The sequence below is a fragment of the Defluviimonas sp. D31 genome (assembly GCF_033436765.1).
Classification (GTDB): Bacteria; Pseudomonadota; Alphaproteobacteria; order Rhodobacterales; family Rhodobacteraceae; genus Albidovulum.
Genome location: NZ_JAWQFN010000002.1, coordinates 119,291 through 136,490 on the forward strand (window position 1 = coordinate 119,291; position 17,200 = coordinate 136,490).

Annotated in this window: 20 protein-coding genes; 14 read left to right on the forward strand and 6 right to left on the reverse strand. The window is 67.3% G+C overall.

Annotated features, from left to right (window positions below; genetic code table 11):
- Positions 1 to 58: 58 nt before the first annotated feature.
- The 3 genes from purM to rnd all read left to right on the forward strand — a co-directional run bounded on the left by purM (position 59) and on the right by rnd (position 2,998).
- Positions 59 to 1,105: a phosphoribosylformylglycinamidine cyclo-ligase gene (gene purM, locus R5H32_RS04290; protein WP_318337453.1), complete on the forward strand. Its 1,047-nt coding sequence runs from the start codon at positions 59 to 61 to the stop codon at positions 1,103 to 1,105.
- Complete coding sequence (gene purN, locus R5H32_RS04295) at positions 1,102 to 1,689, forward strand: phosphoribosylglycinamide formyltransferase (RefSeq protein WP_318337454.1); 588 nt, start codon at positions 1,102 to 1,104, stop codon at positions 1,687 to 1,689. The genes purM and purN overlap by 4 nt, the downstream gene beginning before the upstream one ends.
- 154 nt (positions 1,690 to 1,843) lie before the next feature.
- On the forward strand, positions 1,844 to 2,998 hold the full coding sequence (gene rnd, locus R5H32_RS04300; protein WP_318337455.1) for a ribonuclease D: 1,155 nt from the start codon (positions 1,844 to 1,846) through the stop codon (positions 2,996 to 2,998).
- A gap of 6 nt (positions 2,999 to 3,004) precedes the next feature.
- On the opposite strand, the gene R5H32_RS04305 is transcribed toward rnd, so the two are convergent.
- On the reverse strand, positions 3,005 to 3,472 hold the full coding sequence (locus tag R5H32_RS04305) for a hypothetical protein (protein ID WP_318337456.1): 468 nt from the start codon (positions 3,470 to 3,472) through the stop codon (positions 3,005 to 3,007).
- A 124-nt stretch (positions 3,473 to 3,596) separates the two neighbouring features.
- On the opposite strand from R5H32_RS04305, the gene R5H32_RS04310 reads away from it, so the two are divergent.
- Positions 3,597 to 4,022, forward strand: coding sequence for a SufE family protein (locus R5H32_RS04310; protein ID WP_318337457.1), 426 nt, complete (start codon positions 3,597 to 3,599; stop codon positions 4,020 to 4,022).
- Positions 4,023 to 4,074: 52 nt separating this feature from the next.
- Here the strand turns inward: R5H32_RS04310 and R5H32_RS04315 are convergent, their stop codons facing one another.
- The 3 genes from R5H32_RS04315 to R5H32_RS04325 form a co-directional block, all read right to left on the reverse strand.
- Entirely contained in the window at positions 4,075 to 4,701 is a 627-nt protein-coding gene (locus R5H32_RS04315) for a DUF1638 domain-containing protein (RefSeq protein WP_318337458.1), read from the reverse strand.
- A complete protein-coding gene (locus tag R5H32_RS04320) occupies positions 4,698 to 4,871 on the reverse strand; it encodes a hypothetical protein (protein WP_318337459.1) in 174 nt (57 codons plus the stop codon). The genes R5H32_RS04315 and R5H32_RS04320 overlap by 4 nt, the downstream gene beginning before the upstream one ends.
- Positions 4,872 to 4,992: 121 nt before the next feature.
- Entirely contained in the window at positions 4,993 to 5,694 is a 702-nt protein-coding gene (locus R5H32_RS04325) for a B12-binding domain-containing protein (RefSeq protein ID WP_318337460.1), read from the reverse strand.
- Between the two features lie 165 nt (positions 5,695 to 5,859).
- Between R5H32_RS04325 and R5H32_RS04330 the strand changes: the two genes are divergently transcribed.
- The gene (locus R5H32_RS04330) at positions 5,860 to 6,942 is read left to right on the forward strand and encodes a PA0069 family radical SAM protein (protein WP_318337461.1); all 1,083 of its coding nucleotides are present in this window, start codon (positions 5,860 to 5,862) and stop codon (positions 6,940 to 6,942) included.
- A gap of 471 nt (positions 6,943 to 7,413) precedes the next feature.
- Positions 7,414 to 7,728, forward strand: coding sequence for a DUF1476 domain-containing protein (locus R5H32_RS04335; RefSeq protein WP_318337462.1), 315 nt, complete (start codon positions 7,414 to 7,416; stop codon positions 7,726 to 7,728).
- Positions 7,729 to 7,884: 156 nt separating this feature from the next.
- On the opposite strand, the gene R5H32_RS04340 is transcribed toward R5H32_RS04335, so the two are convergent.
- Both R5H32_RS04340 and R5H32_RS04345 read right to left on the reverse strand, forming a co-directional pair.
- Positions 7,885 to 8,760 (reverse strand): serine hydrolase domain-containing protein, encoded by an 876-nt coding sequence (locus tag R5H32_RS04340; RefSeq protein WP_318337463.1) that lies wholly within the window; start codon positions 8,758 to 8,760, stop codon positions 7,885 to 7,887.
- A 12-nt stretch (positions 8,761 to 8,772) separates the two neighbouring features.
- On the reverse strand, positions 8,773 to 9,141 hold the full coding sequence (locus R5H32_RS04345; protein WP_318337464.1) for a hypothetical protein: 369 nt from the start codon (positions 9,139 to 9,141) through the stop codon (positions 8,773 to 8,775).
- 356 nt (positions 9,142 to 9,497) lie between these two features.
- Between R5H32_RS04345 and bmt the strand changes: the two genes are divergently transcribed.
- The 8 genes from bmt to R5H32_RS04385 all read left to right on the forward strand — a co-directional run bounded on the left by bmt (position 9,498) and on the right by R5H32_RS04385 (position 17,198).
- Positions 9,498 to 10,511, forward strand: a complete 1,014-nt coding sequence (bmt, locus tag R5H32_RS04350) for a betaine--homocysteine S-methyltransferase (protein ID WP_318337465.1) — start codon at positions 9,498 to 9,500, stop codon at positions 10,509 to 10,511.
- A 269-nt stretch (positions 10,512 to 10,780) separates the two neighbouring features.
- Positions 10,781 to 11,098: a hypothetical protein gene (locus R5H32_RS04355; RefSeq protein WP_318337466.1), complete on the forward strand. Its 318-nt coding sequence runs from the start codon at positions 10,781 to 10,783 to the stop codon at positions 11,096 to 11,098.
- Between the two features lie 48 nt (positions 11,099 to 11,146).
- Complete coding sequence (gene purC / locus R5H32_RS04360; RefSeq protein ID WP_318337467.1) at positions 11,147 to 11,908, forward strand: phosphoribosylaminoimidazolesuccinocarboxamide synthase; 762 nt, start codon at positions 11,147 to 11,149, stop codon at positions 11,906 to 11,908.
- An 11-nt stretch (positions 11,909 to 11,919) separates the two neighbouring features.
- Positions 11,920 to 12,159, forward strand: coding sequence for a phosphoribosylformylglycinamidine synthase subunit PurS (purS, locus tag R5H32_RS04365; RefSeq protein ID WP_318337468.1), 240 nt, complete (start codon positions 11,920 to 11,922; stop codon positions 12,157 to 12,159).
- Positions 12,159 to 13,202: a zinc-dependent alcohol dehydrogenase family protein gene (locus tag R5H32_RS04370; protein WP_318337469.1), complete on the forward strand. Its 1,044-nt coding sequence runs from the start codon at positions 12,159 to 12,161 to the stop codon at positions 13,200 to 13,202. The genes purS and R5H32_RS04370 overlap by 1 nt, the downstream gene beginning before the upstream one ends.
- Before the next feature lie 115 nt (positions 13,203 to 13,317).
- On the forward strand, positions 13,318 to 13,986 hold the full coding sequence (purQ, locus tag R5H32_RS04375; RefSeq protein WP_263340507.1) for a phosphoribosylformylglycinamidine synthase subunit PurQ: 669 nt from the start codon (positions 13,318 to 13,320) through the stop codon (positions 13,984 to 13,986).
- Between the two features lie 147 nt (positions 13,987 to 14,133).
- Positions 14,134 to 15,858 (forward strand): sensor histidine kinase, encoded by a 1,725-nt coding sequence (locus R5H32_RS04380; protein WP_318337853.1) that lies wholly within the window; start codon positions 14,134 to 14,136, stop codon positions 15,856 to 15,858.
- An 8-nt stretch (positions 15,859 to 15,866) separates the two neighbouring features.
- Positions 15,867 to 17,198, forward strand: a complete 1,332-nt coding sequence (locus R5H32_RS04385) for a sigma-54 dependent transcriptional regulator (RefSeq protein ID WP_318337470.1) — start codon at positions 15,867 to 15,869, stop codon at positions 17,196 to 17,198.
- Positions 17,199 to 17,200 lie beyond the last annotated feature (2 nt).

Here is a 17,200-nt window from a genome sequence, read left to right on the forward strand (position 1 = left end):
GCGTTGCCCCCGCGAGCGGTTTCGGCTATCGCAGCGGCGACAGAAGCCGGGGGATGCCATGACAGCCGGGAAGAACGGTCTTACCTATGCCGATGCCGGCGTCGATATCGACGCGGGCAATGAACTCGTCGAGCGGATCAAGCCGGCGGCCAAGCGCACCCAGCGCCCCGGCACGATGTCGGGGCTCGGCGGCTTCGGCGCGCTCTTCGACCTCAAGGCCGCGGGCTACAGCGATCCGGTCCTTGTGGCCGCGACCGACGGCGTCGGCACGAAGCTCCGCATCGCCATCGACACCGGCAATGTCGACACGATCGGCATCGACCTCGTGGCGATGTGCGTCAACGACCTCGTCTGCCAGGGCGCCGAGCCGCTGTTCTTCCTCGACTACTTCGCGACCGGCAAGCTCGACGTCGACCAGGCCGCCCGGATCATCGAGGGCATCGCCGAGGGCTGCGCGCAGTCCGGCTGCGCGCTCATCGGCGGTGAGACCGCCGAGATGCCGGGCATGTACCATTCCGGCGATTTCGACCTCGCGGGCTTTGCCGTCGGCGCGATGGAGCGCGGCCGCGACCTGCCGTCGGGGGTCGAGGAGGGCGACGTGCTTCTCGGCCTCGCCTCGAACGGGGTCCATTCCAACGGCTATTCCTTCGTCCGCAAGGTCGTCGAGATCTCGGGCCTCGGCTGGGATGCCAAGGCGCCGTTCGGCGCCGGCACGCTCGGCGACGAGCTGCTCGCGCCGACCCGGCTCTACGTCACCCAGGCGCTGGCCGCGGTGCGCTCGGGCGGCGTCCACGCGCTTGCCCATATCACCGGCGGCGGCCTGACCGAGAACCTGCCGCGGGTCCTGCCCGAAGGCCTCGGCGCCGAGATCGACCTCTCGTCCTGGGATCTGCCGCCGGTTTTCCGCTGGCTCGCCGAGACCGCCGGGATGGCGGAGCCCGAACTCCTCAAGACCTTCAACTCGGGCATCGGCATGATCGTCGTCGTCGGCCCCGAACGCGCCGCCGACCTGCGGCTCCTGCTCGAATCCGAGGGCGAGACCGTGCACGCGCTCGGCCACGTCGTGCCGGGGCAGGGGGTCCGCTACCGGGGCCGGCTTCTTTGAAGCGAGTCGCGATCCTGATTTCGGGGGGCGGCTCGAACATGGTCGCCCTTTGCCGGAGCATGACCGGCGACCACCCGGCGCGGCCCGTGCTCGTCGCATCGAACGACCCCGAGGCGGCAGGGCTCGCGAAGGCCGCCGATATGGGCATTCCGACCGCTGCCGTCGATCACCGCCGGTTCGCAGGAGACCGCGCCGCATTCGAGGCCGAGCTTCTCAAGCCGATCATCGCGGCCGAGCCCGACATCCTCTGCCTCGCGGGCTTCATGCGCGTCCTGACACCGGGTTTCGTCGAACGGTTCAAGGGGCGGATGCTTAACATCCATCCTTCTCTATTGCCCAAATACCCCGGTCTCGACACCCACGCCCGCGCGCTCGCTGCAGGAGATGCAGAAGCGGGCTGCACGGTGCACGAGGTTACGCCCGTCCTTGATGACGGGCCGATTCTCGGCCAGGCGCGGGTGCCGATCCTGGCCGGCGACACGCCCGAGGCGCTGGCCGCGCGTGTGCTTGTCGAGGAGCACAGGCTCTATCCTGCGGTGCTGCGCCGCTTCGCTTGCGGCGACCGGACCCCCGTCCTCTCCTGACGATTGCCCGACACCGACGGGACTGCGAGCGACGCAGACCGGCAACGGTGCGCGACATTGCGCGCGGCCGTCACCGTGTGCCCTTTCCAAGCCCGGAGGGCTCGCCTAAGACGGACGGACCGGCGGGATGACCCCGCGCGACAACGGATTTTTGATGCATACGATCACCACGACCGAAGACCTCGCCCGCTTCTGCGACGTCGCCAAGGCCCAGCCCTACGTCACCGTCGATACCGAGTTCCTCCGCGAACGCACCTACTACTCCAAGCTCTGCCTGATCCAGCTCGCGCTGCCGGGCGAAAAGGGCGAGGCGGTGCTAGTGGACCCGCTTTCAAACGGGCTCTCGCTCGAACCGCTCTACGACCTCTTCCGCCACGAGGGTACGGTCAAGGTGTTCCACGCCGCGCGGCAGGATCTCGAGATCTTCTTTGTCGACGCCAAGGTCTTTCCGGTGCCGCTCTTCGACACCCAGATCGCGGCGATGGTCTGCGGATTCGGCGACCAGGTCGGCTACGAGACGCTGGTCCGCAAGATCGCCAAGCAGAACCTCGACAAGACCTCGCGCTTCACCGACTGGTCGCGCCGTCCGCTCTCGGACGCTCAGAAGACCTACGCGCTGGCAGATGTCACCCACCTGCGGGTGATCTACGAATTCCTCGCCCGCGAACTCAAGCGCACCGGCCGCGAGAGCTGGGTCGTGGAGGAGGAAGCGGTGCTTCTCGATCCCGAGACCTACATCACCCGGCCCGAGGAGGCCTGGCAGCGGGTCAAGACCCGCACCACCTCGGGCCGCTTCCTCGCCATCGTGCGCGAGCTTGCGCGGTTCCGCGAGGACTACGCCCAGACCCGCAACGTGCCGCGCAGCCGGGTCTTCAAGGACGACGCGCTGCTCGAGCTTGCCTCGACCAAGCCCGCAAGCCAGGAAGAACTCGGCCGCTCCCGGCTCCTGCTGCGCGAGGGGCGCCGCCCTGACATTGCCGAGGGCATCCTCGCCGCGGTGCAGGCCGGGCTTGCGGCAAAGCCCGAGGACTGTCCGAAACCCGACACCTCGCGCGAGCAGCTTCAGGTCGATTCGGCGCTTGCCGATCTTCTGCGCGTGCTGCTTAAGGCCAAGTCGGAATATACCGGCGTGGCCCAGAAGCTGATCGCCTCGACCGGCGACCTTGACCTTCTTGCGGCCGGCGACCGGTCGGTGCCGGCGCTAAAGGGCTGGCGCGGTGAGGTCTTCGGCTCCGACGCGCTCCGGCTCTGCAAGGGCGAGATCGCGCTTTCGGCGCGCGGCGGCGCGGTCAGGGTCGTGCCGGTCTGAACCGGCTCAGCGCCGGCTCGTCCGGCTGGAGCGGCTGCCGAGCACGACGATCTCGCGCACACCCGCGAGCCGGATATCCGAAAGATGCACCGCGGCCGTGACCTCGCGCGATTGTGGCGTTCCGACCGGTTGCGCCGAGGTGGGCGGCGAGACGACGAAGCGGTACGTAAGAACGCCGTCGACGGGCTCGCCTCTGTTCTCGGCCACGAGATCGCTGTTCCAGTACCCCTGGGTCGGCGGCAGGCCGGTGGCCTGCACGATCGCCCCGCCGGGCCGGCGCGCGATCTCTAGTGCGGTCACCTCGTCGACAAGCGGGCGCGGATCCTGGGGCGCCGTCGCGATCCGGGTCTCGACCCCGGTACCCGCGGTGGAGCCGCCGAACCAGTTGACGGGGTTGAGCCGGCTCTCGCTGGCGGCTTCGCAACCGCCGAGCGTCAGGGCGGCAATCAACATTCCGGCGACAGGTACGCGCATCTTCAGGGCTCCCCTAGATCTCGGCATGTGGGTATCCCATCCGCGGCTCCGTGAAAAGAGGTGCGGACGGCTGGACCTCGGCGCCGATTGTGACTACCTCATGGGGACCAATGAGAGTGTGCACATGGCCAGCGCCGCCTTCGAAGACATTGCCGAGACCTTCGAGTTCCTCGACGACTGGGAGGACCGCTATCGCCATGTGATCGAGCTTGGCAAGGCGATGGAGCCGCTTGACCCCGCCTTCCAGGTGCCGGCGACCAAGGTCGAGGGCTGCGCCAGCCAGGTCTGGTTCCGACCGCTGATCGAGGGGCAGGGTGCCGCCGCGCGGTTCGATTTTCAGGGCGACAGCGACGCGATGATCGTGCGCGGCCTGATCGCGATCCTGCATGCGCTCTATTCCGGCCTCGATGTCAGCTCGGTGCTGAAAGTCGATGCCGCCGCCGAACTGGCGCGGCTCGGACTCGACGAGCACCTTTCCTCGCAGCGTTCGAACGGGGTTCGAGCCATGGTTGGCCGCATCCGCAAACTCGCTGCCGAGGCTGCAGGGTAACAATTTTTCGGCGAAAGATTGCTGCGAATTCTCGCCGAGAATTCGACCCAGGTCAGAGCCTCGATAGCGCGGGCTCCAGATCTCCGTAGCCGGTGAAGCGCCGTTCGTACGCGAGTCCGAGCCGCGACGCGCACTCCCGTGCCTTGGCGTCGAGCGTCGAATCCTCGGTCTGCGCCTGATAGACGAGCTTCTCGTAATTTCCGAAATACATGTCGCGCAACTCGGGATGGCGGTCGAGTCCCATCGGCTTCCAGACGAATGCATCGAACTGCCGGACGAGGAAGTCGGTCAGATAGAAGGCGGTGAATTCCTCGCGCGCGGCGAAGGTATCGTTGCCCTCGAAGAAGGAATAGCAGTGCGGCCCTTGGATCATCTCGACACCAAGCTCATCGCATCGCGCCTGAAGCCCGCCGCCGGTGCCGCAATCGGCATAAACGACGAATATGCCGTCATAGGTGTCGCGATGCTTCGCCACCGCCTCGGTCACCGCCTCGGTGATCTTCTCGGGCCAGAGATGGTATTTCGCTGGCAGACAGGTGAGGTCGAGATGGTTCCAGCCGTTCGCCGCCTTCAGGTCGAGGATCTCGCGCGCCAGCGCACCACAGGCGATCAGCAGGATCCGGCCCCTGCGCGCCGGGTCGATGCCGGTTTCGGTGAGGGTCTCGTCGCTCGGGATCATGGCCGCCTGCGCCGCAGACGCGCGATCAGCGCCGCAAGAAGCAGGACCGGCCCCATCGCCGCCAGCCAGAACGGCGCGCCGGTTCCGGCAAAGGCAAGGGCCATCGCAACCGTCGCCGCGCCCGCGGCGAGTACCAGAGCGATGATCAGAACAAGACGGCTTTTCGGCATCGGCGACTCCATTATCCCAACCTGTGTCCACTGGAGGGTCTTGTGAACCCGGCGGCGAAAAAAAAGTGCCCCGCGGGCAGAGCCGCGGGGCTGACAGGGAGCGTCACAATTCCGGCGTGGCTCAGCCAGCGGCAAGCTTGTTGTGCTTGCGCGACATGTAGTCCTTCGCGGTCTGCACCGCGACGGCCGCGTCGCGGCAGTAGGCGTCGGCACCGATGGCCTTGCCGAACTCTTCGTTCAGCGGCGCACCGCCCACGAGGACGATGTAGTCCTCGCGCATGCCCTTTTCCTTCAGCGTGTCGATCACGACCTTCATGTAGGGCATCGTCGTCGTCAGCAGCGCCGACATGCCGAGGATGTCGGCATCTTCGCGCTCGAGAGCCGCGATGTAGTTCTCGACCGGGTTGTTGATGCCGATGTCGACGACCTCGAAGCCCGCGCCTTCCATCATCATGCCGACGAGGTTCTTGCCGATGTCGTGGATGTCGCCCTTGACGGTGCCGATCACCATCTTGCCGACCTTCGGCGCGCCGGTCTCGGCCAGGAGCGGCTTCAGGATCGCCATGCCGGCCTTCATCGCGTTGGCGGCGAGAAGCACTTCCGGAACGAAGAGGATGCCGTCGCGGAAGTCGGCGCCGACGATGGTCATGCCGGCGACCAGAGCCTTGGTCAGCACGTCATACGGCGTCCAGCCGCGGTCCAGGAGGATGCGCACGCCCTCTTCGATCTCGTCCTTGAGACCGTCATAGAGGTCGTCGTGCATCTGAAGCACAAGCTCTTCGTCGTCGAGCTCGGAAAGGATGATGTCTTCTTCGTCGGCCATGCTGATCTCTCCTGGCGGTTCTTGCGCCCGTAATGCGACCAATGATGCCAGATCACTTGGCGATTTGCGACATCGGCCGCGCATTGCGCGACAGTGTGCGACAAGGGGGCGGTAACAATGCTCGCTCTGCTTGATTTATGTTCGCTAAATGTTCTAATCTGAGACATGAGTCTTCCGCCTCCCGACCCGTTCCTGCGCCTGAAGGCGCGCGGTGCTGCCGCCAACGCGGCCGGGCGGTTCGAACCCTATGCGCGGATTCGCGATTCCGACGGCTGGGACCTGCCCGAGGAAGAGCGCCTCGCACAGACCGAGGTCAGCGAGGAGCGCCCCCGGTCGGTGATCAACCCGGTGACCTCGCCCGATCTGGGTTTCGACCGTTCGGTCAATCCCTATCGGGGCTGCGAGCATGGCTGCATCTACTGCTACGCTCGGCCGAGCCATGGCTATCTCGGACTGTCGGCGGGGCTCGACTTCGAGACGCGGCTCGTCGCGCGCCCGACCGCGCCAGCCGTTCTCGCGCGTGAGATCGCGCGGCCCTCCTATCGCGCCCGCCCGATCGCCTTCGGCACCAACACCGACCCCTACCAGCCGATCGAGGCGCGCTACCGGATCATGCGCGCGATTCTGCAGGTGATGTCAGACTGGAACCATCCGGTCACCCTCGTCACCCGCGGGGCGCTGGTCGAGCGTGATCTCGACCTGCTCGCCGGCATGGCGCGGCGCGGTCTGGTCCAGGTCGGCATCTCCGTCACCACGCTCGATCCCGGCCTCGCCCGTCGCATGGAGCCGCGCGCGCCCGCTCCGGCGCGCCGCCTCGCGATGATCCGGGCTCTTGCCGCGGCCGGGGTTCCGGTCCGCGTCATGGTCGCGCCGGTGATCCCGGTCCTGACCGAGCCAGAGATGGAGCGCATCCTCGCCGCAGCGGCCGAGGCCGGTGCGCGGGCGGCAAGCTGGATCCTCCTGCGCCTGCCGAACGAGGTGGCGGAACTGTTCCGCGACTGGCTCGCCCGGGCCGAGCCGGGCCGCGCGGCGCATGTGATGAACAAGCTGCGCGAGATGCGGGGCGGGAGGGACTACGATCCGGATTGGGACCGAAGGATGCGAGGCGAGGGGATCCACGCCGATCTGATCGCACGCCGCTTCGCGGTCGCGACGAAGCGGCTCGGCCTTGCCGAGGGCCTTCCGCCGCTCGACTGCGGGGCCTTCGCGCCGCCGCCGAGGCCCGACGACCAGCTCTCGCTCTTCTGACGCGGCCTCCCGCTCCTGCGCCGAGCCGATAGCGCCGAAGTGGCGGTTCTTGTTCTTCGGGCGGGTCAGGCCGGCATGGATCATGCGGCTGTCGCCGTCGATGATGCTGGTGGAATGCCCGTCGACGCCCCTCCCGAACAGTCGGGGATCGCGATGAGTCCGGCCGTGTCGCGGTGCATGTCCCCCAGGTCCGGAGCGGGCCGACCGCGCGCCGGATCGGCGTCTCGGCAGGCCGCGATGCCTTCTCAAGCGAAAACGGAAGCGTGTCATTGAAGGGAAGGCGGACCGAGAAGTCCTTCAGGCGTTGGCCGCAGTGGTGTTTTCTCATCGCCGTTCCGGACCCCGGACCGCACAGATCGGGCGCTCTGGTCTCGTTTCCGGCGCGACCGCGGGCGTACCAGACCCTTGCGCCTCGCGGGCGCGGCGGGCATATGAATAAGAAAGCACCGCAAATTCCAGATGGGGATCCGCATGACCACTTTCGACGAGCGCGAGCAGGCTTTCGAGGCGATGTTCGTCCATAATGAGGAGATGAGATTCAAGGCCGAGGCGCGGCGCAACAAGCTGCTCGGGCTCTGGGCGGCGGAGCTGCTTGGCAAGGTCGGCGAGGCGGCCGACGCCTATGCCCGCGAGGTCGTCGTCGCCGATGTCGAGGAGTCCGGCGATGACGATGTGTTCCGAAAGGTCTATGCCGATCTCGAGGGCAAGTCTGACGCGCCGACGATCCGCGCCAAGATGATCGAGCTGATGGCCGAGGCCAAGCGCCAGATCGCCAGCGAGGCGTGAGCGCGAAGACCCGCCCGGCGCCGTGCTTACGCGTTGCGCCGGTGCGGCGTTCGGATTGCCGGCCTGACGGGGTTGGGCCGGCAAGGAATCGCGTCCAACAACCGATCCGCGATCCGGCGGCCGCGGGTCAGCAATCCCCGTCGGGGCAAGCTCAGTCTATCTGAACGCCTGCTGCACGATCGCCCGCGCATAGGCGTGGACCCAAAGCGAGCTTTGCCAGGACGCGGAGAAATAGACGACCGCCGTGTCGGTTTCGGGCGAGATGTAGATGCACTGTCCCCCGCGCCCGGATTTGTAGAGATCGCCGTCGGCAAACACGGCATCCCATTGGTAGGACGCGCCCATGCCGCCCTCGCCGAAGTGAGCTTCCATCCGGTCCCCCATGTCGCCGGTGAATTCCGCAACTTTCGCAGCCGCGTAGACCTTGGGCAGATACTCCTCCCCCACGACCCGCTCGTCTGCAACGGCGCTCCAACTCGGCGTGTAGAGCGTTGCGTAGCGGGCCAGATCGCGCAGGCGCGACGCGAAGATTCCGAAGGCGGAGGGTTCGCCCGCGGGTGACAGGCCGAGCACGGCGTCGCCCTCCATGCCCGCCTTGCTCCACAGCCGCTCGGTCAGGAGGTCGTGGAACGGCTTCCCGGTGATCGCTTCCGCGATCATGACCATCATCATCGTGTTCATCGAGGAATACTCGAAACGCTCGCCGGGCGCGCGCAATGTGCCGGCCTTTTTCATCGCATCCGCAAACGAGGCGTTCTCCGGCAGGAAAGAAGCCCCGGCGAAGGTCGCGTAGAAAAGCGTCGTCGGATGATCCGGATCGCCGAGGTCCGCTTCCCGGATATCGAGCCCGGACCTCTGGTGAAGCACATCGGCGACCTTGAGCCCTTCCCAGGCCGTGCCGCGAAAGTCCGGCAGGTATTGACCGACGGTCTCGTCGAGATCGAGAAGGCCGTCGCGTTCCAGGAGGTATGAAACAACTCCGACCAGCGACTTGGCGGCGGACGCCCAGATATGGTTGTCCCAATCGCGCATGCTCAGGTATTCCTAGAAGACGATCTTACCCTCGTGCACGACAACGATGGCTTCCATCCTCGACCGCTCGTCCGCCATCGTCTCTTTCAACGTCATCGTGCCGAGGTCGGTCGTGGCCACCACCTCGCCGATCTCGGGCATGATGTTTTCCTCGAGGATGGCAACCGGGCCTTGCCGGTGTACCAGAGCCGCGGGCAGGACCTCGCTCAAGTGCTTGATCGCATATGCGCCGTCGTCCTCGCCCGCCGTCAGCGTATTGTCATTGTAGGCCTGGCGGAACTTCAGGCTGTCAGCGGCCGAGTAGCCGTCGCGCCAGGTCGCAAGCGGCGTCAGACCAGCCGGGATCGTGTATGTATCCTGAGCCGTCGCGGAAAGCGTCATGGCAAGACCGAAAAACACTATAGCGCACGAGCGATTGATCGTCCTCATCGGCATATCCTCCCATCGCGTATTCCCGATTGCGCCGCCGTGCAGCCGGGCTACGGCGCGCTTGCACCGGTCAGACTGCCAAAAACGAGCACGTGGCGAAACCCGGGTGCCACGATTCGTCGCGCCGGGTGTCCCGCACGGGGTCGGATCTGAACGCGGTCCCCGGCTGCGACCGATGCCGCGGCAGGTGAAGAAAATGCGCCGGATCGAAGATCATGTTGATCAGGTTCGATTTGCATCGGCGCGCGCGGCATGGCACATCCTGCCGCAAGGCCGCGCGGATGCGGCCCCTTCTGAAAGGTCATGCGATGAGCACCTCCCTCTCCCGTCTGCTGGAAACCCGCGACTGGATCCTCGCCGACGGTGCGACCGGCACGAACCTGTTCAACATGGGGCTCACCGCCGGCGAGGCGCCGGAGCTGTGGAACTCCGACCGGCCGGACAATATCCGCACGCTCTACCGCGGCGCGGTCGATGCGGGGTCGGACCTGTTCCTCACGAACACCTTCGGCGGCAATGCGAGCCGGCTGAAGCTGCATGACGCGCAAGGCCGGGTGCGCGAACTGAACAGGGTTGGCGCGAGCCTCGGCCGCGAGATCGCCGATGCCGCGGGCCGTTCGGTCGTTGTAGCGGGGTCGATGGGCCCGACGGGCGAGATCATGGTGCCGATGGGGGCGCTCACGCACGAGCTCGCGGTCGAGATGTTCCACGAACAGGCCGAGGGGCTGAAGGAGGGCGGCGTCGACGTGCTCTGGGTCGAGACGATCTCGTCGCCCGAGGAATTCGCGGCCGCGGCCGAAGCCTGCGCGAAGGCGGGCATGCCCTGGTGCGGGACGATGAGCTTCGACACGGCGGGGCGTACGATGATGGGCGTGACCTCGGCGGCGATGGTGGCGCTGGTGGATCAGCTGGCGAACCCGCCGCTCGCCTTCGGCGCCAATTGCGGCGTCGGCGCGGCGGACCTGATGCGCACGCTGCTCGGCTTCGTCGCCGCCGGGCCAGAGCGGCCGATCATCGCCAAGGGCAATGCCGGCATCCCGAAATACCACGATGGCCATATCCATTACGACGGCACGCCGGATCTGATGGCGGAATACGCGGTGCTGGCGCGCGATGCCGGGGCCACGATCATCGGCGGCTGCTGCGGCACGATGCCCGAGCACCTCGCCGCGATGCGCCGGGCGCTCGAGGAGCGGCCGCGTGGCGCGCGCCCGACGCTCGACGAGATCGCCGCGAAGCTCGGCGGGTTCTCCTCGACCTCGGACGGCACCGGCGCGGACGAGGGCGCGGGGCGCGAGCGGCGCGGCCGGCGGCGCGGCTGAGAACCGCGGCAGGGGCATTGGCCGGCCGTCACGTAGACAGGAATGAGCCTGCCGGTTTCAGTATCTTTCGCTGGCGGCTTGATCAGGCTTCTGCAGCATTCGACCGCACGACAGGGGCTCGGCGGATGACCGAAGCCGTTTGCGTTGCAATCGCGCCTGTGGCCGGCGTTTTGCCCCGATCTGATCGCCGTGCAGTCCTGAGCGGCGGTCTCTGACTCACAATCGGGATTCTCGGTCGTCAGCCGAGAGGTTCCCATGAGGGGGGGGCGGTGCGGCCCTGTGCCTCAGCCGCCGGGGCGGGCGTGCACGTCCAGACCGATGCCTGGCCCCCCAACGACCCGAACTCAGACCTCGACGCCGCCGCGGCGACCGGCCTCGACCTGCCGCCGCCTGGCATCGTCAACGCCTGCCGAGGCGGCCCTGTGCGCCTGCGGAAAGAGGTACAGGCCATGCGCAATGCGCGGCGCCTCTTCCCGGGCCTGTTCCGCGCAACGAGCCGCTGCACCGACGTCACCGGCATGGGCGGCCGGCCCGGCACCGCCCACCTTCCGGCTTTGGCTTGCGGCACCGGACCTTCTGGCCTATAGCGGCGCAAGGAAAGGCCGGAGGCGCCCGGCCCGTCGAACGGAGCTTACATGGCACGTCGCAAGAAGATTTACGAAGGCAAGGCGAAGATCCTTTACGAAGGCCCGGAACCCGGGACCTTCATTCAGTATTTCAAGGACGACGCCACCGCCTTCAATGCGCAGAAGAAGGACGTGATCGACGGCAAGGGGGTCCTGAACAACCGCCTCAGCGAGTACTTCATGAGCGGGCTGACCAATATCGGCATCCCCAACCACTTCATCCGCCGCATCAACATGCGCGAGCAGCTGATCCGCCAGGTCGAGATCATCCCGCTCGAAGTGATCGTGCGCAACTTCGCCGCCGGCTCGCTCTCCAAGCGCCTCGGCATGGAGGAGGGCACCGCGCTTCCGCGCCCGATCGTCGAGTACAGCTACAAGAACGACGCGCTCGGCGACCCGATGGTGAGCGAGGAATACATCCTCGCCTTCAACTGGGCCAACCAGCAGGATCTCGACGACATCGTCTCGATCGCGCTTAGGGTGAACGACTTCCTCTCGGGCGTCTTCTACGGCGTCGGCATCAAGCTCATCGACTTCAAGATCGAGATCGGCCGGATCTGGGACGGCGACTTCATGCGCCTCATCGTCGCCGACGAGATCTCGCCTGACAGCTGCCGGCTCTGGGACATCAAGACCGGCCAGAAGCTCGACAAGGACGTGTTCCGCCGCGACCTCGGCAGCCTGACGGACGCCTACAGCGAGGTCGCGCGCCGCCTGGGCGTGCTGCCGACCCAGACCACGCATCTCACCAAACCGACGCTGATCAACTGAAAGGCCCCGCGATGAAAGCCCGTGTCCATGTCATGCTCAAGGATGGCGTTCTCGACCCGCAGGGCGAGGCGGTGCGCCATGCGCTCGGCACGCTCGGCTTTTCCGGCGTCGAGGCCGTGCGCCAGGGCAAGGTGATCGAACTCGACCTCGCAGCGACCGACCGCGCCGCGGCGGAGGCCGAGGTCGCGCGGATGTGCGAGAAGCTCCTCGCCAACACCGTGATCGAGAAATACACCGTCGAGATCGCCTGATGCGCGCCGCGGTCCTGACCGGGTACCGCGCGCCCCTCGACCTTGCCGAAATCGCCGAGCCGGACTGCCCCGCGGACGGGGTGGTCCTCTCGGTCCTCGCCTGTGGCATCTGCCGCTCGGACTGGCACAGCTGGACCGGGGCGGACCCCGATGTCACCCTTCCGCACGTCCCCGGTCACGAATACTGCGGCGTGGTCGAGGAAGCGGGCCCCAGCGTCACCCGCTGGAAGCGCGGCGACCGCGTCATCGCCCCCTTCATCCTCGCCTGCGGCCAGTGCCCCGCCTGCGCGAGCGGCAACCAGACGACCTGCCCGACGCAGGTCATCCCCGGCTTCACCCATCCCGGCGCCTTCGCCGAACGCATCGCGGTGCCGCGCGCAGACCACAACCTCACGCGGCTTCCCGAGACGATGGAGCCCGCGCTCGCCGCGGCACTCGGCTGCCGCGTCACCACCGCCTGGCACGGGCTCACGGGCCGCGCGGCCCTTCAGCCGGGCGAATGGCTCGCGGTCTTCGGCTCGGGCGGAATCGGCCTCTCGGCGCTCCTCCTCGCGAAGGCCATCGGCGCGCGGGTGATCATGGTCGACGTGGTCGCGGAGAAACTCGCCCATGCCGCGGCGCAGGGCGCCGACGCCACCGTCAACGCCGCGACCGAGGACGCGCCGGAAGCGATCCGCGAGATCACCGGCGGCGGCGCGGATGTCGCCATCGAGGCGCTCGGGATCGAGGCCACCACGATCGGCGCGATGCGGTCGCTGCGAAAACTCGGCCGCATGGTGCAGATCGGCATGCCCGCCGGCCCGCACAGCCAGATGACCCTGCCGATGGACGTGCTCTATTCCGGCCAGCTCGCGCTTTTCGGCACCCGCGGGATGCCCGCCTGGCGCTATCCGAGCCTCCTTTCGCTGATCGACGCAGGCCGGGTCGACCTCACGCCCCTCATCGCCCGCCGCGTTGCGCTCTCCGCCGCCTCGGCCGAGCTTGCCGCCTTCGACCATCCGGCACCGCCCGGCGTGGCGGTCATCACCGATTTCACCCGCTGAAGCTTCTTCATTGCCGAAATACCCCGGGGTTTGGGGCAGCGCCCCAATCCGCCGCTGGAACCGGCGCGAAGATTGGGTTACAGCGCAGCCAACCCGACCAGCCCGAGGACCGACCATGAAAGCCGCCGTCATCACCTTCCCCGGATCGAACTGCGACCGCGACCTCGCCGTCGCCTTCGAGCGCATCGGCGCCGAGGTCGTCCGGGTCTGGCACAAGGACGCCGAGCTGCCGAAGGGCATCGACATCGTCGGCATTCCCGGCGGCTTCTCCTTCGGCGACTACCTGCGCTGCGGCGCCATCGCCGCGCAATCGCCGGTCGCCGCCGCGGTGAAGGACTTTGCCGGCAAGGGCGGCTATGTCATCGGCATCTGCAACGGCTTCCAGATCCTCACCGAGACCGGCCTCCTGCCGGGCGCGCTTCTTCGCAATGCCGGGCTCAAGTACGTCTGCAAGGCGCTCGATCTCAGGGTCGAGACCGCCGACAGCGCCTTCACCTCCGGCTGGCACAAGGGCAGCCTCGTGCGGATCCCGATCGCCCATCACGACGGCAACTACACGATCGACGACGAGGGGCTGAAGCGTCTCAAGGACGAGGACCGCATCGCCTTCACCTATGCCGACAACCCGAACGGCGCCACCGCCGACATCGCCGGCGTCCTTTCCGCCAACCGCCGCGTCCTCGGCATGATGCCGCATCCCGAGCGGATGGCCGAGCCCGAGCATGGCGGCACCGACGGGTCGGTGCTTTTCCGCTCTCTCGCCGCCACGATGGCGCTCGCCTAAGCGCGGCCGCTTGAGGCGCCCTCCAGCGAGGCCTAGACTGGCGCCATGTCCGACGAGGCGACACCGAAAGACGAGCAGGGGCGCGCCGCCGATACCGGCGGCGCCTCGGCCGGCCTGCCGGTGCCTGCCGAACCCGTGCCGGGCGGGATGATCCGCAACCCCTGGTTCCTGCGCCTCGTCGTCATCGCCTTCATCGTCACGGCGGTCTCGGTGATCTGGAACACCAACGCCTTCCTCACCGACCGCTTCAGCGAGACCACCCGCAACCGTGCCGAGGTGCGCCTCGCGCTCTACACGGGCCACGTCCTGAGCGAGCTGCAGCGCACCTCGGTGGTGCCGCTCCTTCTCGCCCGCGACCCGGCGCTGATCTCCTCGCTCAACTCCGGCGACTTCTCGGTGACCTCGCAGCGGCTCATCACCGCCCAGACCGAGATCGGCGCCGCCTCGATCGTGCTGCTCGACCTCTCGGGCCGCACCGTGGCCGCCACCGACCGCACCCGGCTCGGCGCAAGCCATGCAAGTGCGCCCTATTTCGTCGATGCGCAAAGGTCGAAGGACACCGTCTTCACGCTTTCGGAACGCGCCTCGGGCGGGTTCGAGTTCACCTATTCGCGGGCCGTCCTCTCCGACAACCGCGTCGTCGGCGTGATCGTGGTCGGCGCCGAGCTTGCCAAGTTCGAGCGGGTCTGGTCCGGCATCACCGACGCCGTCGCGGTGGTCGACAGCGAGAACCGGGTGATCCTCTCGACCGAGCCGCGCTGGCGCGGACTCACGATCGGCCAGGCGCTCGCCGTGCGCTCCGCGCCCTCGGCGCTCGAACGCGCCTTCCAGCTCACCGCCGACTGGACGAACAACGCGCCCGACGCCTATGTCCGCGGCGAGGCGGTGATGCGCAACGAGGCGCGGATCCCGTTCCGCGGCTGGAAGCTCATCAGCTTCACCACCTATGATTCGATCCGCGAGCAGGTGAACGCCGTTCTGGCGCTCGAGATCATGGGCTTCGCGGTGCTGCTGGCGCTGATCTTCTACTTCCTGTCGCGCCGGGCGCGGCTGCAGTCGGTGGTCGCGCGGCGGGAATCGGCGGAACTGCGCCTGCTCAACGCTCGCCTGCAGCGGGAAGTCGCCGAGCGCGAGAAGGTCCAGAAAGACCTCGCCGTGGCTGAACAGACGCTCGCCCAATCCTCGAAACTCGCCGCACTGGGCGAGATGTCGGCCGCCGTCAGCCACGAGCTCAATCAGCCCCTCGCGGCGATGAAGACCTACCTCGCTGGCGCCCGCCTTCTCCTCCAGCGCAAGCGCGCCGAGGAGGCTCTGTCCTCGTTCCAGCGCATCGACGACCTGATCGAGCGGATGGGCGCGATCACCCGCCAGTTGAAGAGCTACGCGAGGAAGGGCGGCGAGGCGTTCGAGCCAATAGACGTTCGCTCCTGCGTTTCCTCGGCGCTGTCGATGATGGAGCCGACCCTGCGCAACCGCGCGGTCCGGATCAGCCGGGTCCTGCCGCGCTCGGCGGTGATGGTCATGGCCGACCGGGTGCGGCTCGAACAGGTGATCATCAACCTGCTTCGCAACGCCCTCGACGCCACCAAGGAGGTTCCCGAACCCCAGGTCGAGATCCTGCTCACCTCGGGCGAGACCGCGACGCTCGCGGTGCGCGACAACGGCCACGGCATCGCCGATCTCGATAACCTTTTCGAGCCGTTCTACACCACCAAGAAGCCCGGCGAGGGCGTCGGGCTCGGCCTTGCCATTTCCTCGGGGATCGTCAAGGACCTCGGAGGACGTCTTACGGCGCGAAATGCGCCGGGCGGGGGGGCTGTATTCGAAGTGAAGCTCCCCATATTGTCGGAGAAGACGCAAGCGGCTGAGTGAGGTGAGCGATGGCGCGTGCTATGAAAGTTGCGATCGTCGATGACGAACAGGACATGCGGCAGTCGATCAGCCAGTGGCTGGCGCTGTCGGGCTTCGATACCGAGACCTTCGCCAGCGCCGAGGATGCGCTGAAGGCGATCGGCCCGGACTATCCGGGCGTCGTGGTCTCCGACATCAAGATGCCGGGCATGGACGGCATGGCCTTCCTCAAGCGGCTGATGAGTATCGATTCCGGCCTGCCGGTGATCATGATCACCGGCCACGGCGACGTGCCGATGGCGGTCGAGGCGATGCGGGTCGGCGCCTACGACTTTCTCGAGAAGCCCTTCAACCCCGACCGCATGACCGAGCTTGCCAAGCGCGCCAGCCAGACCCGGCGGATGACGCTCGACAACCGCGCGCTCCGCAAGGAACTCTCGGACGGTTCGACGATCATGAAGAAGCTGATCGGAAACTCGCCGGCGATGGAGCGGCTCCGCGAGGACATTCTCGACCTCGGCCAGGCCGACGGCCATGTGCTGATCGACGGCGAGACCGGCACCGGCAAGACGCTCGTGGCGCATGCGCTCCACGCCGTCGGCCCCCGCGCCGGCAAGAAATTCGTCGTGCTCTCCTGTGCGGCCTTCTCCGAGGAACTGCTCGCCACCCGACTCTTCGGCCCGATCGAGGAGGGCGGCCAGATCCCGCTCGTCGAGGAGGCGCGCGGCGGTACGCTGGTGCTCGAGGATGTAGAGGCCCTGAGCCAGGCGCTGCAGGCGCGGCTCCTGACTTTCATCAACGACCAGGGCACCCCGGCCGAGACCCGAATCATCGCGATCTGCAACGACCACGAGCAGGGCCGCACGGTCGAGGATGCGCTCCGCCCCGACCTCTACTACCGGCTCGCGGCCCTGAAGATCATGCTGCCGCCCCTTCGCTCGCGCGGCGAGGACATCCTGACCCTCTTCACCCGCCTCGCCGAGCAGTTCTCCGAGGAATACGGTTGCGACGCGCCGCAGGTCACCGCGCAGGAGGCCGCGCAGCTTCTCCAGGCGCCCTGGCCGGGCAATGTCCGCCAGCTCATCAACGTGGCCGAGCGCGCGGTCCTGCAGAACCGCCGCGGCTCGGGCTCGATCGCCTCGCTCCTCATGGCCGAGAACGAGGAGGCGGGGCCGGCCATCACCACCGAGGGCAAGCCCCTGAAGGACTACGTCGAGAGCTTCGAGAAGATGCTGATCGACAACACGATGCGGCGCCACAAGGGCTCGATCACCGCGGTGATGGAGGAACTCTGCCTGCCGCGCCGGACCCTCAACGAGAAGATGGCGAAATACTCGCTCCAGCGCGCCGACTATCTCTGAGC